The sequence below is a fragment of the Larkinella arboricola genome (genome assembly GCF_003259745.1).
GTDB classification, from domain to species: Bacteria; Bacteroidota; Bacteroidia; order Cytophagales; family Spirosomataceae; genus Larkinella; species Larkinella arboricola.
This window is the reverse complement of sequence record NZ_QLMC01000005.1, coordinates 301,328-325,085: the sequence shown is the minus strand read 5'-3', so window position 1 is coordinate 325,085 and position 23,758 is coordinate 301,328. Positions and strand designations below refer to the sequence as shown.

At 48.2% G+C, this 23,758-nt stretch carries 30 protein-coding genes; 17 read left to right on the top strand and 13 right to left on the bottom strand.

What is annotated here, in order from left to right; translation table 11 throughout:
• The first annotated feature begins 30 nt into the window (after positions 1 to 30).
• The 4 genes from LX87_RS20570 (at position 31) to LX87_RS20555 (ending at position 4,052) form a co-directional block, all read left to right on the top strand.
• A complete protein-coding gene (locus LX87_RS20570; protein ID WP_111630157.1) occupies positions 31 to 519 on the top strand; it encodes a YciE/YciF ferroxidase family protein in 489 nt (162 codons plus the stop codon).
• Positions 520 to 611: 92 nt separating this feature from the next.
• The gene (locus LX87_RS20565) at positions 612 to 968 is read left to right on the top strand and encodes an SPW repeat domain-containing protein (protein ID WP_111630156.1); all 357 of its coding nucleotides are present in this window, start codon (positions 612 to 614) and stop codon (positions 966 to 968) included.
• A 46-nt stretch (positions 969 to 1,014) separates the two neighbouring features.
• Positions 1,015 to 2,895, top strand: coding sequence for a glycoside hydrolase family 2 protein (locus tag LX87_RS20560; protein WP_111630155.1), 1,881 nt, complete (start codon positions 1,015 to 1,017; stop codon positions 2,893 to 2,895).
• An 8-nt stretch (positions 2,896 to 2,903) separates the two neighbouring features.
• Positions 2,904 to 4,052, top strand: coding sequence for an alpha/beta fold hydrolase (locus tag LX87_RS20555; RefSeq protein WP_229310746.1), 1,149 nt, complete (start codon positions 2,904 to 2,906; stop codon positions 4,050 to 4,052).
• Positions 4,053 to 4,168: 116 nt separating this feature from the next.
• Here LX87_RS20555 and LX87_RS20550 read toward each other — a convergent pair whose 3' ends face one another.
• The 7 genes from LX87_RS20550 to LX87_RS20520 all read right to left on the bottom strand — a co-directional run bounded on the left by LX87_RS20550 (position 4,169) and on the right by LX87_RS20520 (position 9,939).
• Positions 4,169 to 4,708, bottom strand: a complete 540-nt coding sequence (locus LX87_RS20550) for a hypothetical protein (RefSeq protein ID WP_111630154.1) — start codon at positions 4,706 to 4,708, stop codon at positions 4,169 to 4,171.
• Between the two features lie 2 nt (positions 4,709 to 4,710).
• Positions 4,711 to 5,865, bottom strand: coding sequence for a zinc-dependent alcohol dehydrogenase (locus tag LX87_RS20545; protein ID WP_111630153.1), 1,155 nt, complete (start codon positions 5,863 to 5,865; stop codon positions 4,711 to 4,713).
• Between the two features lie 77 nt (positions 5,866 to 5,942).
• Positions 5,943 to 6,464 carry a DUF2231 domain-containing protein gene (locus tag LX87_RS20540; RefSeq protein WP_111630152.1) on the bottom strand — a complete coding sequence of 174 codons (522 nt, stop codon included), beginning with the start codon at positions 6,462 to 6,464 and terminating at the stop codon, positions 5,943 to 5,945.
• Positions 6,465 to 6,613: 149 nt separating this feature from the next.
• Positions 6,614 to 7,609 carry a GRP family sugar transporter gene (locus LX87_RS20535; RefSeq protein ID WP_111630151.1) on the bottom strand — a complete coding sequence of 332 codons (996 nt, stop codon included), beginning with the start codon at positions 7,607 to 7,609 and terminating at the stop codon, positions 6,614 to 6,616.
• Between the two features lie 49 nt (positions 7,610 to 7,658).
• Positions 7,659 to 8,018, bottom strand: a complete 360-nt coding sequence (locus tag LX87_RS20530) for a hypothetical protein (protein ID WP_111630150.1) — start codon at positions 8,016 to 8,018, stop codon at positions 7,659 to 7,661.
• Between the two features lie 129 nt (positions 8,019 to 8,147).
• Positions 8,148 to 9,008, bottom strand: coding sequence for a manganese catalase family protein (locus tag LX87_RS20525; protein WP_111630149.1), 861 nt, complete (start codon positions 9,006 to 9,008; stop codon positions 8,148 to 8,150).
• Positions 9,009 to 9,120: 112 nt separating this feature from the next.
• Positions 9,121 to 9,939: a response regulator transcription factor gene (locus tag LX87_RS20520; protein ID WP_111630148.1), complete on the bottom strand. Its 819-nt coding sequence runs from the start codon at positions 9,937 to 9,939 to the stop codon at positions 9,121 to 9,123.
• A gap of 503 nt (positions 9,940 to 10,442) precedes the next feature.
• On the opposite strand from LX87_RS20520, the gene LX87_RS20515 reads away from it, so the two are divergent.
• Complete coding sequence (locus LX87_RS20515; protein ID WP_111630147.1) at positions 10,443 to 11,378, top strand: hypothetical protein; 936 nt, start codon at positions 10,443 to 10,445, stop codon at positions 11,376 to 11,378.
• Positions 11,379 to 11,871: 493 nt separating this feature from the next.
• On the opposite strand, the gene LX87_RS20505 is transcribed toward LX87_RS20515, so the two are convergent.
• The 4 genes from LX87_RS20505 to LX87_RS20490 all read right to left on the bottom strand — a co-directional run bounded on the left by LX87_RS20505 (position 11,872) and on the right by LX87_RS20490 (position 15,143).
• Complete coding sequence (locus LX87_RS20505; RefSeq protein WP_111630145.1) at positions 11,872 to 12,732, bottom strand: hypothetical protein; 861 nt, start codon at positions 12,730 to 12,732, stop codon at positions 11,872 to 11,874.
• A gap of 90 nt (positions 12,733 to 12,822) precedes the next feature.
• Positions 12,823 to 13,659, bottom strand: a complete 837-nt coding sequence (locus tag LX87_RS20500; RefSeq protein ID WP_111630144.1) for a hypothetical protein — start codon at positions 13,657 to 13,659, stop codon at positions 12,823 to 12,825.
• Between the two features lie 25 nt (positions 13,660 to 13,684).
• Positions 13,685 to 14,710: a hypothetical protein gene (locus LX87_RS20495; protein WP_111630143.1), complete on the bottom strand. Its 1,026-nt coding sequence runs from the start codon at positions 14,708 to 14,710 to the stop codon at positions 13,685 to 13,687.
• A 103-nt stretch (positions 14,711 to 14,813) separates the two neighbouring features.
• Positions 14,814 to 15,143, bottom strand: coding sequence for a helix-turn-helix domain-containing protein (locus tag LX87_RS20490; protein ID WP_111630142.1), 330 nt, complete (start codon positions 15,141 to 15,143; stop codon positions 14,814 to 14,816).
• A 100-nt stretch (positions 15,144 to 15,243) separates the two neighbouring features.
• Between LX87_RS20490 and LX87_RS20485 the strand changes: the two genes are divergently transcribed.
• Genes LX87_RS20485 through LX87_RS28865 form a run of 3 tightly spaced genes read left to right on the top strand, consistent with a single transcriptional unit; the run spans position 15,244 to position 16,090 of the window.
• Complete coding sequence (locus LX87_RS20485) at positions 15,244 to 15,531, top strand: hypothetical protein (protein ID WP_111630141.1); 288 nt, start codon at positions 15,244 to 15,246, stop codon at positions 15,529 to 15,531.
• A gap of 28 nt (positions 15,532 to 15,559) precedes the next feature.
• The gene (locus LX87_RS28605; protein WP_146624517.1) at positions 15,560 to 15,787 is read left to right on the top strand and encodes a hypothetical protein; all 228 of its coding nucleotides are present in this window, start codon (positions 15,560 to 15,562) and stop codon (positions 15,785 to 15,787) included.
• Positions 15,788 to 15,799: 12 nt separating this feature from the next.
• Entirely contained in the window at positions 15,800 to 16,090 is a 291-nt protein-coding gene (locus tag LX87_RS28865) for a hypothetical protein (RefSeq protein WP_211325345.1), read from the top strand.
• 142 nt (positions 16,091 to 16,232) lie between these two features.
• Here LX87_RS28865 and LX87_RS20475 read toward each other — a convergent pair whose 3' ends face one another.
• Positions 16,233 to 16,625, bottom strand: a complete 393-nt coding sequence (locus LX87_RS20475; protein WP_111630139.1) for a hypothetical protein — start codon at positions 16,623 to 16,625, stop codon at positions 16,233 to 16,235.
• A 96-nt stretch (positions 16,626 to 16,721) separates the two neighbouring features.
• Here LX87_RS20475 and LX87_RS20470 point away from each other — a divergent pair, with 96 nt between their 5' ends.
• The 5 genes from LX87_RS20470 (at position 16,722) to LX87_RS20455 (ending at position 21,598) form a co-directional block, all read left to right on the top strand.
• Positions 16,722 to 17,222 (top strand): hypothetical protein, encoded by a 501-nt coding sequence (locus tag LX87_RS20470; protein WP_111630138.1) that lies wholly within the window; start codon positions 16,722 to 16,724, stop codon positions 17,220 to 17,222.
• Between the two features lie 150 nt (positions 17,223 to 17,372).
• A complete protein-coding gene (locus LX87_RS20465) occupies positions 17,373 to 17,717 on the top strand; it encodes a hypothetical protein (RefSeq protein ID WP_170139405.1) in 345 nt (114 codons plus the stop codon).
• A 75-nt stretch (positions 17,718 to 17,792) separates the two neighbouring features.
• Complete coding sequence (locus LX87_RS28860) at positions 17,793 to 17,966, top strand: hypothetical protein (protein ID WP_170139404.1); 174 nt, start codon at positions 17,793 to 17,795, stop codon at positions 17,964 to 17,966.
• Complete coding sequence (locus LX87_RS20460) at positions 17,963 to 20,872, top strand: hypothetical protein (protein WP_111630136.1); 2,910 nt, start codon at positions 17,963 to 17,965, stop codon at positions 20,870 to 20,872. The genes LX87_RS28860 and LX87_RS20460 overlap by 4 nt, the downstream gene beginning before the upstream one ends.
• A 138-nt stretch (positions 20,873 to 21,010) precedes the next feature.
• Complete coding sequence (locus LX87_RS20455) at positions 21,011 to 21,598, top strand: recombinase family protein (protein WP_111630135.1); 588 nt, start codon at positions 21,011 to 21,013, stop codon at positions 21,596 to 21,598.
• Positions 21,599 to 21,694: 96 nt separating this feature from the next.
• Here LX87_RS20455 and LX87_RS20450 read toward each other — a convergent pair whose 3' ends face one another.
• Positions 21,695 to 21,955 carry a hypothetical protein gene (locus LX87_RS20450; RefSeq protein WP_111630134.1) on the bottom strand — a complete coding sequence of 87 codons (261 nt, stop codon included), beginning with the start codon at positions 21,953 to 21,955 and terminating at the stop codon, positions 21,695 to 21,697.
• 453 nt (positions 21,956 to 22,408) lie between these two features.
• Between LX87_RS20450 and LX87_RS28855 the strand changes: the two genes are divergently transcribed.
• From LX87_RS28855 to LX87_RS20440, 4 genes are all read left to right on the top strand, one after another.
• Entirely contained in the window at positions 22,409 to 22,720 is a 312-nt protein-coding gene (locus tag LX87_RS28855; RefSeq protein WP_170139403.1) for a hypothetical protein, read from the top strand.
• Positions 22,721 to 22,769: 49 nt separating this feature from the next.
• Complete coding sequence (locus tag LX87_RS28850; protein ID WP_170139402.1) at positions 22,770 to 22,913, top strand: hypothetical protein; 144 nt, start codon at positions 22,770 to 22,772, stop codon at positions 22,911 to 22,913.
• A gap of 146 nt (positions 22,914 to 23,059) precedes the next feature.
• Positions 23,060 to 23,443 carry a hypothetical protein gene (locus LX87_RS20445; RefSeq protein ID WP_111630133.1) on the top strand — a complete coding sequence of 128 codons (384 nt, stop codon included), beginning with the start codon at positions 23,060 to 23,062 and terminating at the stop codon, positions 23,441 to 23,443.
• Between the two features lie 2 nt (positions 23,444 to 23,445).
• Positions 23,446 to 23,724 (top strand): hypothetical protein, encoded by a 279-nt coding sequence (locus LX87_RS20440; protein ID WP_111630132.1) that lies wholly within the window; start codon positions 23,446 to 23,448, stop codon positions 23,722 to 23,724.
• Positions 23,725 to 23,758: the final 34 nt, after the last annotated feature.

Here is a 23,758-nt window from a genome sequence, read left to right as displayed (position 1 = left end):
CCATCCCTAACACAACGTACGTCAATTGCTATGAAAACAATGCAGGATTTAATGCAGCATATGGTCCAGGATTTATACTCGGCCGAAACCCAGGCGCTCGACGCTATGACGGAACTCGCCGAACGGGCCACGAGTGAGGAGTTGCGTCAGGCTTTTGAGGTACACCAGCGCGAAACGGAGCAACAGGTGCAGCGCCTGGAACAGATCGCTCAACACCTGGGAATCGAACCTGAAGGGGAAACGTGTCTGGCGATGCAGGGACTCATCGACGAAGCCCAGGATTTACTGGAACAACTGGAGGATGACCAACTCACTGATGCCGCCATTATCGGGGCCGCCCAGAAGATGGAACACTACGAGATTGCCGCGTACGGCACCGCCCGCACTCTGGCCCAACAGGCCGGTCAGGATCAGATAGCCGAGCTGTTCCAGCAAACGCTGGATGAAGAAAAAGCAACAGATGAAAAACTGACGGGTATTGCCACCAGCCAGGCCAATCAAAAAGCCGTACAGTCCTGATATACCCTGAGGCAGCCGGATTCGTTTCGTTCCAGAAGTGAATCCGGTCTGCCTTATTTTTTAAGTTCACCCTAAACTAGTCATTCCGTATTATGCGTCTGCTTTCAACCCGAATTCACGGCATAATAGACTACATTGCCGGGACCTTTTTTGTAATATCCCCCTGGGTATTTGGCTTTGCCAACCGTGGACCCGAACAGTGGGTTCCGGTGATTTTAGGCGTTATGGCCGTCATTTATTCCATTTTTACCGATTACGAAATGGGACTCGTCCGGCGTCTGCCTATGTCGGCGCATCTCACTATGGATGTGCTGAGTGGCGTGGTCATGGCGGCTTCTCCCTGGTTATTCGGCTTCGCGGAGCATGTTTTCCTGCCCCATGTCATTTTTGGTTTATTTGAGATCGGGGCTGGCTTAATGACCCAGCGGACGCCATACGCTACGCGCTAAAACCGTATCTTTAACAAAAGACGGTTTTCACAATTTCTTGTTTTCTATGGAGGTAAAGCACCCTAATACGAGTTTTTCGGCCAGTCGCTCTGAGGCCGCCGAACCGGTCAACGAACTTCCCAGAGCGGTTTTGCGGCCGAACGATTATCTCTTACTTGACGGTGCATGGCGCTTTGCCATCGACGCTGACGACCGCGGCCTACAGGACCAGTGGTGTCTGGGCCATTCGTATGCCGTAACGGCCCACTGGCCCGGCTCCGTTGAGGAGCATATCGCTCAGGCACACGAGCAACTCAACGCAACCGGCTGGCAGGATAAAGTTGTGGCCTGGTACGAACGGGAATTTACCCTTCCGGCCCGAAGCGAATCCGCCAACCGGTCCATGATTCAGCTCACCTTTGGTGCCTGCGGCTACGAAACCCGCGTCTGGCTAAATGGCCATCCGCTTCGTACCATCGAAGATGAAGCGGTCCATTTTGGGGAATACACGTCGTTTTCGTATGAACTCCCCGAAGAATACCTACGCCCGGTCAACCGGCTTACCGTACGGATTGCCGACACGATGGATGCTGAAATTCCGCGTGGCAAGCAGGAATCCCACGTTTATAAACGGGGCGGTATCTGGTACCATACCTACACCGGCCCCGTCCGGAGTGTGTGGCTGGAAACCGTTGAACGAAACCGGTTGCGGTCGCGCGTGGGCGTGGTGAGCATCGTGGAAGATCGGCTGGTGCGGTTTAGCCTGACCACCCGGATTCATGATCCGGGCGATTACGTGCTGCGTTTGCAAGTCTTTGCACCGGGCGAAACGACCCCAATAGCAACGTCTGACTACCCGTTGCGCCTGAGTGTGGGACAAAAGCAGCAACGCGTCGTGCTCGATCTGGAGAATGCCCAACTCTGGTCGCCCGAAAATCCCATCCGTTATAAACTCGTCGCGCAACTTATTGATCAGGACGGGTATGCAGCGCAAATCGAAACGCATTTCGGGTTACGCAAAATCGAAGCCCGGGGCCGGTATATCTATCTAAACAACGAACCGATTTACCTGGACGGTATTCTTTACCAGCCCGGTACAGCGACGTTCGAGGAAATGCAGCGGCATATGCTGGCGATGAAAGAGCTGGGCTGCAACCTGGTGCGTGTGCATATTGCCGGAATTGATCCGCGCATTTACAACCTGGCCGACGAACTGGGGCTGCTGTTGTGGGTGGAAGTCCCCAGCACCCACGTCTCCACGGCCCTGAGTCGTGAAAATCACCGGGCCGAACTACTCCGGATGGTCGCCCTGATCGGTACGCACCCTTCCGTGGTGATCTGGAGCCTTTATAATGAAGATTGGGGGGCGCAGGATATTGCCACCAATCCGGAAACGCGCCAGTATATCATGGATATGTACCACTACATGCAACTGGCGCACCCGCAGTTTCTGGTGGTCGATAACGACGGCTGGCAGCATGTTTCGTTTGAGGGAAGATTAAAATCCGACTTGCTGACGGCCCACCTCTATACGCCCGATCTGGAACGCTGGAACGAACTGCTCAACCGGCTATCGGCGGGCGAACTTTCGGATGTAGCGGCTTTTCCGCTGGTGGTGGGCGATCCGTTTTTTTACCGCCGACAGGTTCCTTTCGTCATCAGTGAGTGGGGTGGCTTCGGGTTTGCCGACTACGGCGGCCCCGCCGAATCTTCGGAACGGACCGACCGGATTCGGCAGTTCAAGCAGGCGCTGCGGCAACACGACATTGCGGGGGATATCTACACCCAGGCTACGAACATCGAAGACGAACGCAACGGCTTAATCGATCCTAAAACCGGCGAACTAACCGTACCGGCTGGTTTGCTGAACTCCCGGGACTTTTATCCGGCAGTCAGCCGCCAGAACGCTAAAACCCCGGGACGTAATGGCCAGTCTACCGAAACCTGACGTGGCCGTTGCGCAGAACGGTCCTGAACGGGAATAAAATGGGGAAACACGTCCGCAGAGTGGTCCGCTGGCTGGTTGGAGGAATCGCCCTCCTGCTGGTCATGGCGGTGGGTTATCTCGCCTGGCGCAGTACCGGCGAAACAACCCCGATCACCGGCCCCAATGGTCAGCCGCTACCCTGGAGTATTGCCGAATGGACACCCATCACCGTCAACGGCACCCGGCAATGGCTGCTTATTCGTGGGCAGGACCGCACCAAACCGGTGCTGCTGTTTCTACACGGCGGTCCCGGTTTGCCGGAATTGTCGCTGCTGACGGGCCATGAACTGGAGAAACATTTTGTAGTGGTCAACTGGGATCAGCGGGGTTCGGGAAAGTCTTATTCAGCGGACGTGTTTCAGCCTCAGCCGGGCCGCCCGCCTTTTACGGTGGAAACCCTGGTGGACGATGCGGCCCAGGTTAGCCGGTATTTATGCCGTCGCTTTGGTCAGCCTAAAATTTATGTCTTGGCGCACTCCTGGGGAACTCTTCTGGGGGTGCTGACCGTCAAAAAATACCCGGAACACTTCCGAGCCCTATTCTGCATCAGCCAGATTGCCCGGCAACTGGAAGCCGAACAGGTGTCTTATGATTGGGTACTCCAGCAGGCACGGCTGCACGGAAACGACCGGCAGGCGACGAAACTGCTGCGCCAGGGCCGCCCGCCCTATCCGCCGGATGCCTGGCTGGATTACCTGACGTGGCAACGGGAACTGGTCGCCCGGTACGGCGGTGGTATGTATCGGGGCCACTTTTTCCCCCTCTTCATTCGGAGCATTCTGTTGAGTCCGGAATACACGCTAACCGATAAGCTTCATTATGCACGGGGCGCTCAGGAATCCGTGCGGTATTTGTGGCCCGCCGTGGTTGCTATTGATTTGCCAACAGTAGCGCCGGAGTTAAAAGTCCCCTACTTTCTTTTTCAGGGCGTACATGATTATCAAACGCCCTATCCCATTGCCCGGCGGTATTTCAACCAGCTTACCGCGCCCCAAAAACGGTTGTTTACGTTTACTAACTCGGCCCACAGCCCCATTTTCGAAGAACCCGAACGGTTTATGCATTGCTTTAACAGCGCATTGGCCTCCCTCCATGCAGGCAAAGAAGCCCGTCCGTAACCGGTGCGAGTCGTTAAAACCGACTGGTGTCAGCCCATTCCTATAAAAAAGGGGCAGGTGTACCGGCTCTGTTTTGCCTGCACACCTGCCCCTTTTATCTGTAAGAAACGAATTGCCTAATCGTCGTCGTCATTATCGTTTCGGGTGACCAGCATATAAACCGTCAGAGCCGCAGCCGCCCCAATCAGAACTTTGCGGGCGAGCCCTTTCGGATTGTGTTGCCACTGCGCTTTCCAGCCCCTTTCGGCAAAGATGTTCGGAATGTGGCCCTGCTTGATGTCATCAATGATGCCCTCCACGGCGTTGACACGGTCGGCCAGTATCAACGGCAGCCAGTGGCCATATTCCGACTCGCTGTATTTGAAGGCATACCGGCGAATGGCTCCGCTCAATCCGGAAGGGGGCGAAGATGTCCCGAAAACCGCACTGATGTTGGGCCGTTCGATGGAACGCAGGATCTCGGTATCAACGGGCTGCTGGGTAGGTCGCTCCCAGCTATAGCCTGTTTGCTCAGCATCTGTCCGGTGTTTGATGGGGTACGTCGGATCGTTTTTCGGATCAGCGTCGATGCCCCAACCCTTGATGTGAGCATATTTCTGAGCCAGATCGGTTTTCTGAGCCAGATCGGCGGTAGGATCTTTTACGGGATTTTCCATGATTAAATGCGGGCTGATGGTGGAATAAGAACGGGTTTGATGCAATTGTCCAGCTTGTCGGAGAAAATCCGGTACGCATCGGCGGCATCTTCCAGCGGGACGCGGTGAGTAATCATCGCTTTGGGATTCAGCACCCCGTTTTGAACGTGCTCAATGAGCCGCGGCAGCAGCCGTTTCACCGAAGCCTGGTTGGCCCGGAGCGTCAGCCCTTTGTTGACCACGTTGCCAATCGGAACCAGGTTATCCGTTGGACCATAGACCCCGACAATTGAAACAATACCGCCTTTTTTGACCGAATTGATGGCCCAGTGCAAAGCCGTTGCCGAACCTGCCTGAATCAGCGTTTTGCGGCCCGTAATGGTTTGCAGCGGACTTCCGGCGGCTTCTGCCCCTACGGCATCAATGACCACATCAGCACCCATCCAGTCGGTGGCTTTCTTGATAAACACGACCGGATCGTCCATTTCTCTGAAATTATACGCTTCGCAGGGGGCGTAATTGCGCACAAACTCCAGGCGGTATTCGTACTGGTCGATGACAATGACCCGACCGGCCCCGAACAGCCACGAACACCGGGCCGCCATGATGCCAACCGGCCCCGCTCCAAACACAACGACGGTATCGCCGGGCTGAATACCGCCCATTTCGGCGGCCTGATACCCCGTTGGTACCACGTCCGTCAGCAGTACGGCATCGTCCGGGTCCATGCCCGGCGGAATAACGGTGGGGCCGACGTTGGCGTACGGTACCCGAACAAATTCGGCCTGCCCGCCATCGAAGCCGCCCGCCGTGTGGGAGTAGCCAAAAATACCGCCCACCGCCGTAGCCTGCGGGTTGGATTCATGGCAGTTCCCGTAGAGTCCCTGCCGACAAAAGTGGCATTTTCCGCAGGAGATGTTAAACGGCACAATAACGTGATCGCCCACTTTTAGTTTATGTACTTCCGGGCCTATCTCTTCGACAATCCCGATAAATTCATGGCCGAAGGTTGTTCCCACCCGTGTGTCGGGAACATTGCCATTGTACAAGTGCAAATCCGAACCGCAGATGCAGGAACGGGTCACCCGGACAATCGCATCTTCCGGGTGCTTGATTTCGGGCATGGGTTTCTGACTGACGCGGACACGTTGGGGCCCGCGATAATTCATAGCTAACATACGGTTATTCGGTTTTTGTCTGTTGACCTAAAGCAGCTCATCAGTAAGGTAACCCTACCAACAGGAGGTTGTTCTAACTAGTGAGCCTGTGGCCCGGACGGACGGACTCCGCTTTCCCGTAAATTCGGGACCGATAAAGCGTTCGGGGCGTTGAGGTTAGCGTGCTGGTCAACACCAACACCGAGCCGGTCTACCAGTTCGCCCCCTAACCAACCCGTAACCCCGGCAATGGCAAATCCCAGAAACGAAAGTATCAGATCAAGCGTGGAGGGCAGGTAAGACGGTTCATTCCGCCGTAGGAACCAACTAAGCACGAACAGAATCAGAACCAGCACATTACCCAGTCCATGCATAGCCCCTACCCGCTTGGCCCGGGTCCCGGACGGAATGGCGGCCCAGTCGATCACCCCCGGCACGGAAGCGATCAGACCGCCCCAGATACCGGCCACGGTCATCCAGTACGAAACCACCGACATGGTAGGATTATCGGTAATCAGGTAAACCACATTGAAGATAACCGAAGTAGCCAGCAGCCCCAGCGGAAATACAATGAGAATAGGGTGTGCCGGATGCCCCAGCACTTTTGCTTTGCTTTCCATAAACGACAGCCTGAGTTAGGATTTTGAGAGTTTTTTCCATATAACTCCCTTTCTGCCAATTGGTCAGCTAATCAGGCTGGAGAATGAGACAACGGGGAGAAACCACCCATCGACATCCTGGTGTTTACGGAAAAGGCGAAACGATCCCATCAGGCACGGGCAAAAATAATCAGGACAAGCCCCGCTACGTATGTTGCTCCCATCAGCCAGAGGTAGCGATTGGCTTTGGGTGGAGCGCCCTCAAATTCCTTCCAGAGAAACAGGCCCCACAGCACCGAAACGATGGTGGCTCCCTGACTCAGGCCATACGAAACGGCATCACCGGCTTTGGGCGATCCGACCAGCAGAGCCGCCATTCCGAGACTCCAGATAAAACCGCTGGCCAGACCAATGCTGTGCTGGCGGAAGTTGATGGAATGATCCGGCTCCTCATCACCGGCGAGTTTAAACCGCTTCACCAATCGTTCAATCAGCGGGTTGCTTAGCCCGATGCCAATGGAGAAAAGCAACAGGGCCGAATAAGGCGTAAGCATACCGGGTTCGGGGTTCATGATATCCTGGGCAATGGAAGCCGAAACCGTCCGAAAGAAAAAACCGGCGACCAGACCGCCCGCCAGCGCAATCCAGATCCCCGTCTTATCGGAATCGCCGGACGATTCTCCTTCCTCTTTGGCCAGATACGCCAGGGCACTGAAGGCAATGGCGACCAAAACCGCTACCCCACCCGCAATTAGCAGCGGCAGGCTGCCGGTTGGCTCAGCAATGTAATTGACCACCAGCCCAACGGCCAGCGAAAGGCCCGTTCCGATGGGCATGGCAATGGCAATACCGGAGCGGTTGATGCCCGAAGCCAGCAGCCAGTTTCCGAGGTTGAAAATCACCCCTCCGGCAAACGCCAGCCCCAGATTGGCGACCTTGGCCTGTTGCAGATCTTCCCAAACCGAACGGCCCTGATCGCCCAGGCTTCCCAGGGTAAAGGCCACCAGAATGGATGTGCCAACAATACCGTACACGTAGTCGCGGTAGAAAACCGGCAACGGAGCGGATTGCGTGACGATTTTCTGCCCATTGGTCCAGGAACCCCAGAACAGCATGGTGAGCAGACAAAGGACAATAGCGATAGCAGGTTGATCGACAACAAACATAAGTAAGCGCCCCGGTTATGGTGTTCATTTATAAAAACGGATCATCAGCCTAGCCCGCCAGAAAAAGCCCCAGACTCCAGCCAATCAGCAGGAAGACTTCGGCTAACGCATCCAGCAAATAAACCCGGCTGATCACCCGCCTGCTTACGTACCAGACATCAACGATGATAACAGCCACGGCGCAGCTTATTGCCAGAACAGCCACCGTCCGGTCGATGTCGGCATAAAGGACCGCCACACCGATGGTCAGGCCAATGACGGCAAACAACGCCCCAATCATTTTAACCAGCCAGAGGTCGGTTTTCGGCCCCGTTACCCGCTGAAACGTATCAATGCTCAGGATGGGCCAGATACCGGTCAGCACGTAATAGACGGCCTGCACAGTAGCGGTCAGAACAAGCAGGGTCATTATCTTTTCGGATCACTCAGTCAGTAAACTCTTCTAAAAAAACGGTTCCTCGAAAGGGCCTTCTTCAACGAAGTCTTCCGGAGGAACCGTTTCTAAACGAAACAAACCACAAAATTTACATCTTGTTTGTCACTGCTTATCACCCGGGTGCTGCATCTGCTCGGTTTGGGCAAACGCAGACGGTGCAGGCGGTCCCAGTTGGGGCTCATTGCCGAAGGGTTGGGCAGGCATCTCGCGGAAGGTCGACCGGCCATCGATAGACGGTCCTTCGGTCCAGCGCCGGTTTTCACCCACCGAGGCTTCTTTATCCACGTTGGTATTCACAAACGTGTAGCTAAACTCCTGATGCTCGTTTGCCTGCGGGAAGCTGTTGGGAATTGGGTGGACGTTGCGCAAATCACCGTGACCCAGTTCTTCCAATACGGCCAGCCACTGGTTCTGGTGCATGGTGTCGCGGGCGATCAGGAAGGACAGCATATCTTTCATGCCGGGGTCGTCGGTCAGTGAATACAACCGCGTGGCCAGCAGCCGTCCGGTTGATTCGGCCATGACGTTGGCGTACATATCGGCGGCCGTGTTGCCCGAACTAACCACCCAGGAGCCGTTGAAAGGCACACCATTGGCATCGGCGGCCATAGCACCCAGGCCACCCGAAAGGTAATGGCGGGGGTCCATGCCACCCATGATGGCTTCAACAAGCGGGTTTTTGCCTACCAGATCATCAATCAGGTCGTTGGACGCCCCTTCCAGGTTCAACGCAACGGCCGTAGCTAACATCTCAATGTGGGAAATTTCTTCCGTACCGGTATCGAGCAGCATATCCCGATAACGAACCGGTCCGCGGGAGTTCCAGGCCTGAAATAAGTACTGTAAACACACCCGAATTTCGCCCTCAACACCGCCGATAGCTTGTTGAAGTGCCCGAGCAAACGTTGGGTTCGGTTTTTCAACCCGGACTTTGTACTGCAATTTTTTGTCGTGATAGAACATGATCTGATTTTAATTTATGGAACATAATCATCCCGTTAGCGTAAAGAACCAGGCCCGGTCCTGGAAAGATTGAACATAGGTTACTAAATGAGGTTCCGGCCTGGACCAGCCCCTAGTTGAGGCAACCTGCAAACCGGGGTGCCGAAACCATTCTGAGCCAATACCGGCAAACCCGTTCCAGGGCCTGAACAAAATGGGACGGATGCGTTGGGTGCAGAATGACGGAATTGGCCCCCACGGCGTACCCCTGCTCGACGAGGTCGCCGTGGTCTGATTCGGCCATCAGCAGGGTGGGGATCCGTTTAAGTTTGCCCGCATTCTTGATCGTTTCCAGCACGGATAAACTGCGGGCCGGTTGCGGACCCGCATCCAGCAGAATCATCCCCGGCAGACTGGTTTCCTCACTCGCGGCCAGCGTTTTGAGCAGGCCCGATCCCGAATTAAAAACGTGTATTCCCCACTCAGGCCAGTGATCTTCGATAAGCTGCCGGACCAGACCGGCCTTGATTTCATTCGCCATCGCCACGTAAAGCCGCTGCCGGGCGACGGGCTGGGTAGACTCGGCCCGGGTAGCCGGGTGAGTATAAAAAGTAGTTCTGCCTTCATCCGAGAGTTGAACGGCCTGATGGATGTCCTGCAATAATGGGTGCCACCGGCGACGGCCGACCGGCAGGGTAATGCCGTTTGTCAGGTGAATATGGCCCGGCATTTTCCGCCGGGGAGGGGCCGTCACATCCTGAATATAGCGGGGATTGACCAGGGCCGTTTTATGCACCCGCAAAAAATTGGGCAGGGCCGTTTCAAAATAAAGCAGGGGTTTCGACAGCAACAGCTTCTGCCCATCACGGTAATGAATCCAGGTGTAGTTGCTGGCGCCCTGCAAATAAACAATCTGCAGTGGTTGACGAATTGAATCAAGAATACAACTCATGAGAAGGGTAATCTGGTAAAGTTGAGCAGGTTAATCATTTTATAACCTCTTGAAAGGTGCGCTTTTCAGGAGACAACAATGAACCTGGATTTTAACAATGACCACTGCGCACGTCGGTTCGTAAGCGGTTGTGGGTGGCTGGTGTTCGAATAGATAAACCGGAGCGAAAAAAACGGGGAGGTAGAATACCGGAAAGAATGAGTTAACGGCCCCTCTCCTCCCTGGGTGAAACGGCTAAAGGGCGGGACTATTCGGGGAATGTTTCTAATGGAGAGCCTTCAAACGGTTTAAGCCTAATACGTTCCTGATCCGGAAGATTCTGTACCTGACTCCGGCAGATTTGGCAACCTTCCGTTTTCGAAATAAGGTGCATATCCGGGGTGTTGATTATATCATCGGCAGCATAAAAGCGGTGTTGGGTGCTGATGAAAACATCATTCCGGCTGAAGTAGATTTGTGGAAGTACTAAATAATAATTATATTAAAAAAAGTCTTAATTCAATATGACAAAGAGCACTAATTATTTAAACCGCTTAGCTAAAATTCAAGACCATTTAAATAAACCATTTATTAATAAGAGTTACCTCTATCGAGAAATAAAACTTTTATTAGACGAAGCTGGCTTTAAGCAAAAAAAACTAGTGTTGTCATTTAGAAGCATCCATCGCGCTGTGGTTCATAAGGATGAATCCTGGTTTGACAAAATTGATAAATTTGGTATACCTCCTGCATATATCGCCGGAATCAATAGATGCAATTCACCTAACAGACCAATATTTTACGGCTCTAATGATAATACGATTCCAATTTTTGAGGTTAGAGCTAACGAGAAAATCAATCAATTTGTAGCTGTTTCACGCTGGTGTAGTAAAAGAAACGCCCCGTTGGATGACACCATACCTATTGAATTTAACGGCTTCGTCCTCGGTAACGAGCAAATTTCAAGGCATTTAGACCAAAGTAAGCCTGCTCATAAGTTTTTAAATCAATGTAATAAATTTAATGAGTCATTACCATATAATATTAAAGACTTAGATAGACTTATTGGAGAGTTATTTGTATCATCACAGTCCGTAATAAATAATATATATTGGCTAACAAGCGCAATAGTTAAAGTACTATTTGGGTACGATTGCCAGGGCATAATTTATCCAAGTGTCGAAAACAAGCTCCAAGGATACAATATTGTTTTTAGTGAAAGCTTTTTCAAACGTTACCTTCGTTTATACGGCGCAACTATTTATCAAATTAAAAGCTTCGACCCCGAGCGTTTAGAATATACTTTATCAGCAAAGAAAAGCTTATACGGTTCTAATAGTGCGGGCAAACTTGTATGGAAAAACATTCATAGTAGGCACAACGATGAACTTTTCATTTTTTCACCGCATACACAGGTATTGAATATACACGATATTGAACCCTTAACACTTGAAGACTAAAAAGAAAAATTAAGCAACTTCTTGCATTCCAATATCCTTCTTAAAAAGCTTATCGAACACATTGATCTTCTCCTTCTTCCGCTTCTCGCTAATGTGGACATACTTCATAGTGGTTTCAAGATTTGAATGGCCCATATAATCCTTCAGCCGTAATGGCATCACCGCCTAATTCAATGAACAAGGTTCCAAAGGTATTACGGGCGGTGTACGTTATAGGCGCAAATAGAACATTTAGGTACTTATTAATATAAACGTCTGATGATTTCCCATTAGGAGAGAATTAGGAAAAATTGGCGTGGATTTTTATTAGGAAACGGAAAAACCCCGAAAACAGGCTGTTTTCGGGGTTTTTTAGGGTAATTTTCGTGTTTCGTGGGCCCACTTGATTTTGAATTTTAACTGATTATCAAATACTTAAAAGTACTTCAGGAAACGGATTAGGAAAATATGTGTAAATCATGAATACATTCCTTTTCTTATACAAGAGGATAAATTACTTGAACTGATAGCCTACACCAAATGAGAACCACCATTTACCTTGGTATGCCCAGTCCTTTTGACTATATATCATAGCATCTTTTCCAGCAAAAGCACCAAGATTTACTTTTTTTAAGGTGAACAGAATTCCATGCGTCCGATATGTGACGGCAGCCGCATCAACTTTATTTATTAAGTCTTTAGCGTTAAAATACTTAGTATTACCAATACCAAAACCCCAAGGAATTAAAGTAAAAAAATTTGATCTTAAATAATTACCCATCCTTAATCGAACTCCAAATGAGTATCCAACTGTGAAATCAGTAGTTAGTGTAGGTTTTAACTCTTCATTTCCTAATCCTAAACTAGTCCGCCCTCTAAGTTTAAACGGATGTAAGAGAGGTATAGCGATGAGATGAACTTGTTTTTCAACTTTTGTCCCAACTGTAAAATCAGCAGGTGTCACTGAAAACAAATAATTACGGGCATTATTGATAGAGTCAGGCTCACTTTCAACTGGACGTATACTCATATCATCCGAAGATATTGAAGCATAATTTAGCGGACGAATGATTACGTTACCACCCTCATTCTCGTTGTAAATTCTATAATCTAAATAATTAAACCCATTTTTAGGATCGGGTTTCAGATAATATATTGGTTGATTATCTAAAAGATTTCCATCTGATGTTGCAATCAGCTTAGCCTTAAGATTAGCTCTCGTCCCATAAATATTTGGATTAAGCAATCTTCTAACATTTACTTTGAACCTTTCTTTGAAAGATTGAGCACAAGACGAGGATATGTCAAAAAGTGTAAAGAAAAATAGCGTAAGTCCTAAAGTCTTTAGAACACAAGGCACAAATGGCATTTTCATAATATATATATTTATAATTTCATTTGGTTATAATAACAAACTGATCAATAATTAATTATAAAAAATATAAATTGTCTTAGGAAATCATATTCAAAATGGCAAATCTCTCATTGTTTGCCAATATGTCATTATATAATTCGTAGCTTGTTCGTTTGTAAAACCTGATGTTACTAGCTGAGGCCTTGCGAAATCCAGAAAATGAATATAGGATTGGGCATTATTTTGGTGGTTAAAGCAAAAAGTAGTATACAATTTAGCAATCGAGTAATAAACTCCTTCAGTATTATCACTCTCATTAAAAACTTTGCTCTGTTTTAGATAATTCTTTATAAGCCTTTGCATATCGGCTCTTAAATAAGAAATTTCATTTTTTAGAAAATCTAATTCTGGAACTTCCTTGCCCTCTATTTTGGTTGGAATAATCATCTTTCCAAAACTTTTTAAGAAAGGAGAAAAATCCTTTTTTAATGACTTTGTATAAGTCGCTCTTATTTTTTTTGTGAGTTCTATTTTAAACGTCATTATATCTCCAAATCGGAGCGATGATGGATATGATAAATGCTCAATAGGACTGGTATCAAATGAATAAGTTGTGCGTTCGTCTTTAATAATTATAACTGGCTTATCAAAAGCTAAACGCAGACCTAACTCGAACATAACATTAGGATTCTTCGAACTAACATCACAAACCACCATTTCATTACTATAAATATTATTCACAATCCGCTCGTGAATTAAGCCAATCGCTTCATCATTGCTGACCAAGTTAGGCTCAAAGTTAGCTTCATTTATAGCTTCCGATACAATCGTCAAGACATCAGACCAATGAGAAGCTTGATAGCCCTCTGTATAAGAAATTGGCATAATTATACCGCATTTTTTTTTACCATTACTATCTATTGTTTCGGAAGAGTCGTTTGTAGCCATTTGTACCGTGTTTACTGATATATTTTCATTTAGTGTCTTTATTAAAATATTTTTGTAGACTTTCTATAGCGATTTTTATACTATCTGATGAATTTTTATCCCTTTCATTCTCCAACTTATTTAAAATCGTTATTAAGGTAGCCTCATCTGACTTTAATATAAAATTACGCTCCGTTTTAACGAACTCCTGAATGACATGTATCAACAATGGGTCATTGTCTTTAAATAAAGTAGTTTTTAATGATAATACTTTAAAATCAATATTCGTAAGCTCATTATGATAGTACTTTATATCTACCAAAGTATTCCTATATAGCCTCAAAAAGAAAAAAGAAAACACCTCAATAAATATAGCTATGAATAATCGGGGAAGAAAAGTTGGCAATACCACTTGAATTGTACTTCCTGGAGAGATGCCAAAGGTACTCCATACTAGAACACCTACGCCGAGAATTGTAGATACAGAGCCTATTACAAGGTTTACATTTGCTCTTGAGCCTAACTTATTAATTTCTTTTTCAATCCTCACCTTAGAAAGGGCACAACCTTCTATAATATCGATATAGCTTATCTTATCACGTAACGGATCATGTAACGGAGTCTTTGCTTTTTGTGAGAATTGGTTCTCATCATTAAATAGTTCAATATGATTATCATTTAAAACAAACATTGAATTAGTATCTCTTACCCTATTGAATTTTAAATTAATTTGGTCTGTATTATCTTGATAATCTTTTACAAGCTCTCTATTTATGAGATACAAATACATTAAACAGCCTAAACTAACTAGGACAATAAGAAGAAATACCAGATTAAAGGCATAATAAAGTTCTTGGTTTTTGATAAAAATATTAAATGCATATTTCCCATTGAATATAAAATACGCTGAATAGTAAAAGACAGCTAAAATAACAATTAGTAAACATATTATCGTCCATAAACGAATGCCTCTGGCCTTTCTTTTAAACTCACCTTTTAACTCCCGTAACCTATCATTTTTCGTTTTTTCATCTAAATCCATTACTTCCGACAGCCCAGCTTCGTGATTCATACCCTAATTTTTCATAATGATGTGTAATTATTACTTTACTAAATGCTCTTAGAGAATTTAATTATAATTCAACGAAATCAGTATAAGCGCCCTAATAAGGGCTTCACTCCTTCTCTTTAATTGTTTGATCTTTACTTCTTATTAACTGTCGTTGCATTTCAATCACTTCCTCTGCTGGCATTAACACATACCCAGGAGGTACTTCTTGGACTACCTTGGTTTGTGGTGACTCTCCCCCATCAATGAGCCAGCTAGCGGTTGTCCCTAGTATTTCCGCTAGTTTTCTCAGATCACTTATAGAAGGCTCTGACCTATCCGTTTCCCAATTGGACACTATTTGCTTACCACTTTTTTCCATCTTTTGAGCCAACTGATCTTGACTCAATTTCATTTCTTGTCGCTTTTGACGTATACGTTGCCCAAGAGTGGTCATTTCAAAAAAATATAGTTCGTGTATATATTGACAAGTATATTTTCAACATATACATTTGTACTCATCAAAACCTGACAAGTAATACTTGATAAGTAAAAGTATGGCTAAAAGCGACAAAATTCAACCGGTAAATCCATCCATTGAAGGAACGGTTAATGAAGCCATTTTGACGGTCGAATACTGGCGTGAACGGCTGTCGGAAAAGTCCAGTCAATTCACAAGTGTCCGGGACATTGCGGACCGGATTGGGAAGCTGGATTCTGACTTTGATGGGGTGCGTGGCTACTTTAAAGTTCAGAACGCCCATGCCGGTCGGGCAAGCCTGAAGGTAACGGCCAAGATTGTACGTCTGATGGATCAGGCATTGGCTCCCGATCCTGCCGCTTAAGCTGTGTAAGCACACTAACTAACATGAAATGATAAAGCTTATTTTCCCTTTGGTAGCTCTTGCTCTCCTATTCGTCGGTTTGGTGGTAATCATCGATGATCATTTTATCCGTGCCTTTTGTGGATTGCTTGCCGCTGGTTGTGGTGCAGCCGCCGGGATTGTTGATTGTTATTCTGTTCTGGTCGATGAAAATCAGAATCCGGTATTACCACCTTCCGAACCGGCCGTTATGGAGTACGCTACCAGTGATGTTTAACCACATGACAAAGTGATGCAGGGAGCGATTGAGGAGCCTAAAAGTTTTGAAGAATGCCAGAAGGAGTTTCTCCAATTTAACTGTAAACAGCCTGGGCAAAACCGGGACATGGTGTTGACTAAAATGGAAGGTGTTAAAGCCTGTCGAACGGTTATTTTATGCCAATTAAGTCTGATAATGAGCACGGATGCCGTTACCTATTTCGAGACAGTCCAAGAGCTTATCAAAGAAATAGCCGAACTGAATTCCTATCTGGACCAATACGCCTTTTACCTGGCTTACGGCTATTACGGTTTTGAGTAGCGTGTTATTGATTGTTAATCCATAACTATTAAAATGATGAGTACACAAGGGTCTGAAGTAAATCAGGGAGCCAGTTCTGATGAAGACATCGACTTCATTTTCGTTGATGGCCTACATGAAAAAGTGGATTTCAATGAAGTATTTAAAAAGATGGAAACTCTGTCGTCAGAACGACCGTCTGTTGAAAATCGGTCCCTCTCGCCTTGATTTTCTGCTGAGTTTCAAAGATACCCTGAATAGTTTTAGGCGTAAGCGTATCTGCAAAGTGATCAAACCAGTCGTCAATACTAAGCTCAAAATGAATAAAGGCCATTTGACAGTTGGTTAGTGTAGGTTCATATTGTAGAATCATCACATACCGGCCAGCAGGAAAGGCAAAGATTGAATATCGGCCAGTAGAAGGCGTGTGAGATTGAAGTTTCTTTTTCAAAAGTAGGGCCTGAAGATTGTAATCAATCTTTTCTGAATCTGTAGTATAACCACCTACGTCATTGGCATAGGTATTATCGACAAGTAGGTAAACAGGCTGAGACATGTGCAAATGGTTTTAAGATCGCAAACTTAACTCCCCTTTTTACACCAACCAAGATTGCTTTTAATTGATGTTTAACCACATATTTTTTGAACGTAAATGGGAACCAACACACAAACCGTCGAATACCATCGACGAAAAAGGAAGGAAGGGCTGACCCATCAGGCAGCCGTGAACATGACTTTCACGGTGCAGGCAGCCAACGACCGGTTTTTAAAGGAAGTACCGGGAGCGGATGCAATTCAACAGTATCTGGAAGACCTGACCACCCGACTGAGAAATGTAGTTTCAGCATGGAGTTTGGAGACACTAACCGCCATCGAAAAGGACTACCTGGAACTGCCCAAAGTCTGGACTCCGGAAATTACCCTTCTGGAAGTCTTTGATAAGTTCGATGCCGGAACGTTGGCCGAATGGCCCGATGAAATCTTGCAGGATGCCCAATTGATGGTAAGCGAATTGTCGGCCGTCCTCAAAAAGCACAGTAACGAATCCTTCTTCATTACCCACCAACGTCCGCCGGTTTCCACCGACCAGTTAGACAAGCTTTCCGACCATATCCTCACCACGCTTAATAACCGCTACGGCTGTAACGACTAACCCCACTCTCTAACTACCAACATCATGCTATCATTATCCGCGTTTTTCCCGCGGCTGCTGAAACCTTCAGCGCCGGTGGGTAAGGGACTCTCTGTCCAAAATTTTTGTCTGACGCTATCCGCCGAAGACTTCCAGTTGTCTCAAAACTTAATGACAAACCTGATTCTGGGTTGGTTGAACGGCCGTAGAAAGTCCGGTCTGTCATTAGGGGACTTATACCACCTGGACGAAGCCATGGGCTGGAACGGCGACGAAGGGGACGACATTGGCCAGGTCAATATTGTGCTGTCTTCCTATCAATTGGGCTGTCTGCAAGAAATGATGGCCTACCTCCAATTAGCGTACTATACCAACCCCCAACTAGGTCACGAAGGTCTGACCAACGCCCAGGTACGGGCGGGTCTGAATCGGATATGCCATGCCATTAAGCTAGGGTATTGGGTGCTGGACTTTCAGGATATAACCGTCCTGTTCAGGCATAGGGTTAAGGGTTAAATCGCCGGGACTTTGGCCGGTCACCTGACTGGCCAAAGCTTTTTAACAGATCATTCATCTTCAACAGCGCCCATTATGCTGAACATCACCATCCGGGCCGGGGTCTATAAAGGCGAACTCGTGTCAACCATCACCGACAAAAGCTTCCTGATCCGGTACCGGAGCAATTGCAATCCGCAACTAAGAGGATTAGAACTGTTGGCCATCAACCAACGCATTCGTGAACTACACCGTTTGACCCGACCATGAGCAGTAACCACATCGACATGAAAGAATTACTGGCCATCGATGGCGGTATCTCATATATCATTCATCGCTATCCGGATGCCCGGGAATCAGAAAGCTCAACGAAACGAAAATTTAAAGTACGGCCCGAAAAAACAGCGTCGGCCGCGCTGAAACGAACCGAAGAAGGTATCTGGATTGTCACCGATTTTGGCGGTGATCAAAAAGCCCGAAATGCGGTTCAGATCGTCCAGTTTGAAGACAACGTGGATTTTGTCACCGCCCTCAAAACGGTGGCTGCATTCTATAATTTCGCCGGAGCTCAACGCCCGGAAACCAAGCCCGACTACAACAGTTGGACCGCCACGCCCGATGAAGCGGAAGGCAGTATGAATTTCGACTTCCGGGAATTCGAGATCCATGACTTAAGACACATCTTCAGCCCCAACGCCTGGAACGCCCTGGGCCGGGATGATGAAGCCCGGACGAAAGCCGCCATTCAGCTTTGCAGCCATTACCGTCTGAAGTGCCTGAACTGGTATACCTATACGGCCAAAGGTGTTACCCACCAGTACACTTCCAACGAACGGTTTCCGATTTTCCTTTGGGACGAAGGGGATTGGAAGAAGCTTTACAAACCCAGGGCCGAAAAGCAATTCCGGTTTCAGAGCTATGGCATCAAGCCGGAACACTTTATCCACGGACTGGCCCAGGCTCAAAAGAAGTATGCAGAGCTTCAGGCTGAAAAGGATAAGGACTATGACCCGGAAGACTCCAACGCGGAAGAAAAGCGGAAGGAAAAGAAGCTGCCCGAAATCATCTTAGTCTCGGGCGGATCGGACGCCCTGAACGTGGCGGCTCTGGGCTACCGGGTGGTATGGATGAACAGCGAAACGGCCCAACTTCGGCCGATGGATTTCAAAGCCCTGACGGCAATTGCCGAAGTGATCTACAACCTTCCCGACATCGACGGAACGGGCGTTCGGGCGGCTCATCAACTGGCGATGGAATACCTGGCCATCCGGACGATCTGGCTTCCCTGTGAACTAAAGAAACACCTGGACGCCCGGGGCAATCCCTGCAAGGATGTTCGGGACTTCCTGCGCTACTACCGGAAATTTGATTTTGACGAATTGCGGAAGATTGCCGTTCCCTATCAGTTTTGGGATGAGCAGGTTGACCGGGATAAAAACGGAGACGTCAAATTCATGTTTGGCAAGCCGGTGGTAAAGTACGTTTTCAATAACGTCCACGCTTACAACTTCTTAAACCGGAACGGATATGCCCGTTTCCGGAGCCAGAAAGAGAAAGACGGGTTCAAGTACGTCCGGGTTGAAAACAACGTGGTGAGCACCATTGAAACCGCGGCTGTGAAGGATTTCATTCATGGTTTTCTGGAACAGCGGAGAATGCCCATCGACCTCCGGAACACGATCTACAAAACCCCGCAATTGGGTGATTCGAGTCTGGCCAACATTCCGGTGTTCGATGGAGATTTCAAGACTTACGGGCCGGACTTCCAATACCTGTTTTTCAAAAAATCCGCCTGGAAGGTGACAGGCTCCGGAATCATGGAAGAAAAGTCCGGAACGCTGGACAAATACATCTGGGAGTCCAAAGTGATCCAGCATGACGCCAAAGTCCTTCCGGAAATGTTCAGGATTACCCGCAATGAGGAAGGGGCCTGGGACATTAACATCAAGGATAATTCCTGTATGTTTTTCAAATTCCTGATTCAGACCTGCCGGATTCACTGGCGGAAGGAGTTGGAAGAACGGTTGAACCTCTGTGAACTGCCCGAGAAAGCCCTTTCTGAGTACGCTGAAAAGTACGGTTTCAACGAGACAGAGATCAATCAGATGCTGGCGTATGACACCGCCGAAAAACAGGAAGCGTACAAACAGGAATTCCGCTTCAGCATCGATGGCGGGTTACTTCTGCCGGAAGAAATCGCGGAACAGAAGCTTCATTTGATCAACCGGATTTTTGCCATTGGTTACGCCCTGCACCGGTATAAGAACCCGGCCAAACCCTGGGCCGTCTTTGCGATGGACAACAAGCTGTCGGAAGAAGGCGAAAGCCACGGTGGCGCTGGGAAAGGACTAGTAGCAAAGGCACTGTACAAGCTGCTCAACAAGGTTCAGTTGGACGGCCGTAATCCCAAGCTGACGGAGAACCCCCACGTTTTTGAAAACGTCGATGCCGACACGGATTTGATTCACGTCGAAGATGCCAACGAGTTTCTGAACTTCGGTTTCTTCTTCGCCCCGCTGACGTCGGCCATGACCGTCAACCCCAAGCAAAAACGGTCAATTGAAATCAGCTTTGAAGACTCTCCAAAATTCTGGTTTGATACCAACTTCGGGGACCGGATGACTGACCCGTCATCCCTACGTCGGAAGCTCTACACGGTCTTTGGAGACTACTACCACGAAAACAACGGTGATTACAAGGAAAGCCGGACGCCAACGGATGACTTCGGAAAGTCACTATTTACGGACTTCGACGACAAAGACTGGAACCTGTTTTACAACTTCATGGCTCAGTGTCTGCGCTTCTATCTTTCGACCGACGAAAAGATTGTACCGCCCATGAACAACGTCAGCAAGCGGAACCTGATGTCGGAAATGGGAGATCACTTCCGGAATTGGGCCGATGTCTATTTCGCGCCCGAGTCCGGGCGGCTGGATTCGCTGATCATTCGGGATGATGCGTTTGAAGATTTTATCCGGGTCACAAAGCTAAAGACCTACACAGCCCAACGGTTCGGAAAAGCCCTGAAAGCCTGGGCGAAGTACAACGGCTACATCCTGAACCCGGACGAAATGAAAAACGCCCAGGGACGTATTATCCGCAAGCCCAATGGCGGTTCCAAGGAAATGCTGTATGTCCGGACACCGGGCCAGGCCATCAACGAAATCACTTTCTAACGTCGATCATGATGAAAAATAATTGGATCAATCACATAGTCATTGCGGTGTTCCTTTTGCTGGTCATTTGCATCCCGGCGGTCAAACGCTGGTGGACGGATGGCGAAGGAATAGTTGAATAATCAAAACGCTACTACGATGCTAATTGGATACGCCCGGGTATCGACGACGGAACAGAACCCGGAACTTCAGCAAGACGCTTTAAAGAAGGCCGGTTGTGAAAAGGTCTTCACGGACAAGGTAAGTGGAACAGCGGCTATACGGCCGGAGTTGAACCGGCTGAAAGAGCAGCTACGGAAAGGTGATGTGCTGGTGGTCTGGCGGCTGGACCGTCTGGGCCGATCTGTCCGGGATTTGATCGACTGGATGGCTTACCTGGAAAAAGCAGGGGTTGCCCTGAAAAGTCTGCATGAGTCAATTGATACGACATCAAACACCGGCAAACTGGTCTTTCACATTTTCGCGGCCGTTGCCGAGTTCGAGCGGGAGTTGATCCGGGAACGAACGATGGCTGGTCTGGAATCCGCCCGATCCCGCGGCCGCAAGGGTGGCCGAAACTTCAAGGTCGATTCCAACGCCCGGCAACTGGCCATTAAGCTCTACGACCAGAAGACACCCATTCAGGACATTTGCAACCTGGTCGGTATCTCCAAACAAACCCTGTATTCCTATGTCCGTCAGGACCGGGCCGAAAAAAGTAAAGAAACCCGCCAACCACCCACATAATTAGACGTAGAATACTGGACCGGGTTTCTGTACCGATTTTGGGGAGAAAACGCGGGGCTTCTCCCCTATCAATTTGCAGTCAATAAAACCCTCGTTTTATGGACGTTTTTTTAAAATGCTCTCCCACTCCTTTTGAAGCCGCTGAATGTAGTCCTTTATCGGCTCTCCATCAATCGCTTCGATGGGCAGCGAAGTCTCAACCCCATTCGGTTCGCGCAACACAGCCGATAGAATGGTAAACCCGGTCCTGACATAGCGGCTGAGTAGATCAAAGCTTAATTCAAGGCGTTCTGAGTAATAAACAAGTGGGCGGATATCTCCATCAGCGGCATCAACAACCGAGAAAACGAGTAGCATGAGAAGTCTGTCGGTTATAGAGAAGCTAGACCGACAGCTTGCCAAAAGAAGGCGGAGAAGGGACTCAGATGATACTGATTATTATGAAGGTAGTCAATTGTATACACTAAAACAAACCTCCCTATGCTACCCCCTCGTTTTATATGCTTTTTAACTTCCGAAGCAGCCGGATTAAGTAAATAGCATCATAAATGATGAAAGGCTCAAACTGTTTGGAAGGGTGATGTCTCAGTTGAAAACCTTTTGAAACGATCCATTTTAATTCTTTAAGCTGGGCTTGAATATATTCTGGTACCATAGCGAGGAATGATTAGCTAATCAATATAAGCTGCCCCCTGTTAGAATGGCTATCCTATACGTTATATATGTTCAAAAAATGAGGATTTGGCCTTTATAGTCTTTAGTCCATTAAACCTCCGATTTGTAAACCATCAGTAATAACCCACCGAATTTATGAAGTCAATAAAATCCCTTTGCAGAACAACGATTATGGAGCGACACCCAAAATCAATCTCAATTCTACCAACTGACCGTGAGTTTGCCGACTCTCCGGATGCCGGGGATAAGCACTGCCTTTGTTCAAGATGTGGCGAAGTAATAGGCGAAGGCCAAACGCCTATTCGCGCCTGGCCCCATCCAGCCCCTATGGAATACCGGTTTCATCCGGAATGTCTGGGCATAGGTAGTAAAGACATCGACCCGGAAGACTATTTCGATGCACCTGTTGAGTTTAAACCTTCCATCACCTGGAAATGGGCACTTTAATGAAGTGCCCTTGAATATCAATAAGTACCCACCGTCACATTTTAATCAAATGAAAAACGAACGATTGATCTGGCGCGACCGCCGAAACTCGCTTGGTAACGACCTGGGCTACCTGGTTGGAATGGTCATTATACTGGGCCGTTCGATCCGGAAGCGGATGAAGTTTTCCACAACCAGAAAGAACAAAGCGTAAAAAAATTTGTCACTCTAGAAAAATAGTGCACCTATTTTTCAATTGATGTTTAATCACAAGGTAAATGACCATGAAAAAGACCTTAAAAATCCTGTTGCTGCCCTACTTCGGCCAGTATCTCCAACACTTAAACAGCCGCGTGAACCATGGACAAAAACCCTGAAACTCCACTGCAACCGGCGGAAAGTGCCACGAAACGAAAGAACCGGGTAGTAGCCTACATCCTCGAGCAAATGGCGTTGACCATGCTGGCCCAGATCAAGCCGGACGGTCCCTTCAATAAGATGCTGGTGAATGCCGCTGAAGAAAACCGAAAGAAGCTGGTGGCCACGCACAGCCCCGACGAATACAAGCCGATCCTGATGATGCGGGACGCGGCCGTTCAGATGGCCCATAAACTGGCCGGGTGCGACGATGTAGACACGCTGAACGCTTGCCTTCACTACATGCAGCAGTTGAATGAAGGCAAGGTGATGATCATGGATGACGTCGATAATCCGGAAGCTTACGGACTAACCCCCAACGTTTAGCCATGAGAGACACGGAAGACGTAAAGGACCGGACCATTCCGCTCTATAGCTGGTGGAAAACGCCGGGTGAAAGCTACCGGGGATTTGCCGTCGTTGAAAAGTCCGGGAAGGGGATCAATGGTAAATACCGAACGACGCATGTTTCCCTATTGGAATGGCAGAAAGAAACGCCCGTCAACCGCTCGGTGGAAGACTTCTGGGATTTAGTTGATCGTGGACAATTAATCCAGATACCGCCCGTCTGGGAGCCAGGCAAGACCTATTACCCGGATGCTGGCTGACAGATAAAATAAATACAAAACGACAACCGCTTTA

Coding starts and splice junctions, on each gene's coding strand:
- LX87_RS20570 (WP_111630157.1), top strand. CDS start 31: ATGAAAACAATGCAGGATTTAATGCAGCATATGGTCCAGGATTTATAC.
- LX87_RS20565 (WP_111630156.1), top strand. CDS start 612: ATGCGTCTGCTTTCAACCCGAATTCACGGCATAATAGACTACATTGCC.
- LX87_RS20560 (WP_111630155.1), top strand. CDS start 1,015: ATGGAGGTAAAGCACCCTAATACGAGTTTTTCGGCCAGTCGCTCTGAG.
- LX87_RS20550 (WP_111630154.1), bottom strand. CDS start 4,708: ATGGAAAATCCCGTAAAAGATCCTACCGCCGATCTGGCTCAGAAAACC.
- LX87_RS20545 (WP_111630153.1), bottom strand. CDS start 5,865: ATGTTAGCTATGAATTATCGCGGGCCCCAACGTGTCCGCGTCAGTCAG.
- LX87_RS20540 (WP_111630152.1), bottom strand. CDS start 6,464: ATGGAAAGCAAAGCAAAAGTGCTGGGGCATCCGGCACACCCTATTCTC.
- LX87_RS20535 (WP_111630151.1), bottom strand. CDS start 7,609: ATGTTTGTTGTCGATCAACCTGCTATCGCTATTGTCCTTTGTCTGCTC.
- LX87_RS20530 (WP_111630150.1), bottom strand. CDS start 8,018: ATGACCCTGCTTGTTCTGACCGCTACTGTGCAGGCCGTCTATTACGTG.
- LX87_RS20525 (WP_111630149.1), bottom strand. CDS start 9,008: ATGTTCTATCACGACAAAAAATTGCAGTACAAAGTCCGGGTTGAAAAA.
- LX87_RS20520 (WP_111630148.1), bottom strand. CDS start 9,939: ATGAGTTGTATTCTTGATTCAATTCGTCAACCACTGCAGATTGTTTAT.
- LX87_RS20515 (WP_111630147.1), top strand. CDS start 10,443: ATGACAAAGAGCACTAATTATTTAAACCGCTTAGCTAAAATTCAAGAC.
- LX87_RS20505 (WP_111630145.1), bottom strand. CDS start 12,732: ATGAAAATGCCATTTGTGCCTTGTGTTCTAAAGACTTTAGGACTTACG.
- LX87_RS20500 (WP_111630144.1), bottom strand. CDS start 13,659: ATGGCTACAAACGACTCTTCCGAAACAATAGATAGTAATGGTAAAAAA.
- LX87_RS20495 (WP_111630143.1), bottom strand. CDS start 14,710: ATGAATCACGAAGCTGGGCTGTCGGAAGTAATGGATTTAGATGAAAAA.
- LX87_RS20490 (WP_111630142.1), bottom strand. CDS start 15,143: ATGACCACTCTTGGGCAACGTATACGTCAAAAGCGACAAGAAATGAAA.
- LX87_RS20485 (WP_111630141.1), top strand. CDS start 15,244: ATGGCTAAAAGCGACAAAATTCAACCGGTAAATCCATCCATTGAAGGA.
- LX87_RS28605 (WP_146624517.1), top strand. CDS start 15,560: ATGATAAAGCTTATTTTCCCTTTGGTAGCTCTTGCTCTCCTATTCGTC.
- LX87_RS20475 (WP_111630139.1), bottom strand. CDS start 16,625: ATGTCTCAGCCTGTTTACCTACTTGTCGATAATACCTATGCCAATGAC.
- LX87_RS20470 (WP_111630138.1), top strand. CDS start 16,722: ATGGGAACCAACACACAAACCGTCGAATACCATCGACGAAAAAGGAAG.
- LX87_RS20465 (WP_170139405.1), top strand. CDS start 17,373: ATGACAAACCTGATTCTGGGTTGGTTGAACGGCCGTAGAAAGTCCGGT.
- LX87_RS28860 (WP_170139404.1), top strand. CDS start 17,793: ATGCTGAACATCACCATCCGGGCCGGGGTCTATAAAGGCGAACTCGTG.
- LX87_RS20460 (WP_111630136.1), top strand. CDS start 17,963: ATGAGCAGTAACCACATCGACATGAAAGAATTACTGGCCATCGATGGC.
- LX87_RS20455 (WP_111630135.1), top strand. CDS start 21,011: ATGCTAATTGGATACGCCCGGGTATCGACGACGGAACAGAACCCGGAA.
- LX87_RS20450 (WP_111630134.1), bottom strand. CDS start 21,955: ATGCTACTCGTTTTCTCGGTTGTTGATGCCGCTGATGGAGATATCCGC.
- LX87_RS28855 (WP_170139403.1), top strand. CDS start 22,409: ATGAAGTCAATAAAATCCCTTTGCAGAACAACGATTATGGAGCGACAC.
- LX87_RS28850 (WP_170139402.1), top strand. CDS start 22,770: ATGAAAAACGAACGATTGATCTGGCGCGACCGCCGAAACTCGCTTGGT.
- LX87_RS20445 (WP_111630133.1), top strand. CDS start 23,060: ATGGACAAAAACCCTGAAACTCCACTGCAACCGGCGGAAAGTGCCACG.
- LX87_RS20440 (WP_111630132.1), top strand. CDS start 23,446: ATGAGAGACACGGAAGACGTAAAGGACCGGACCATTCCGCTCTATAGC.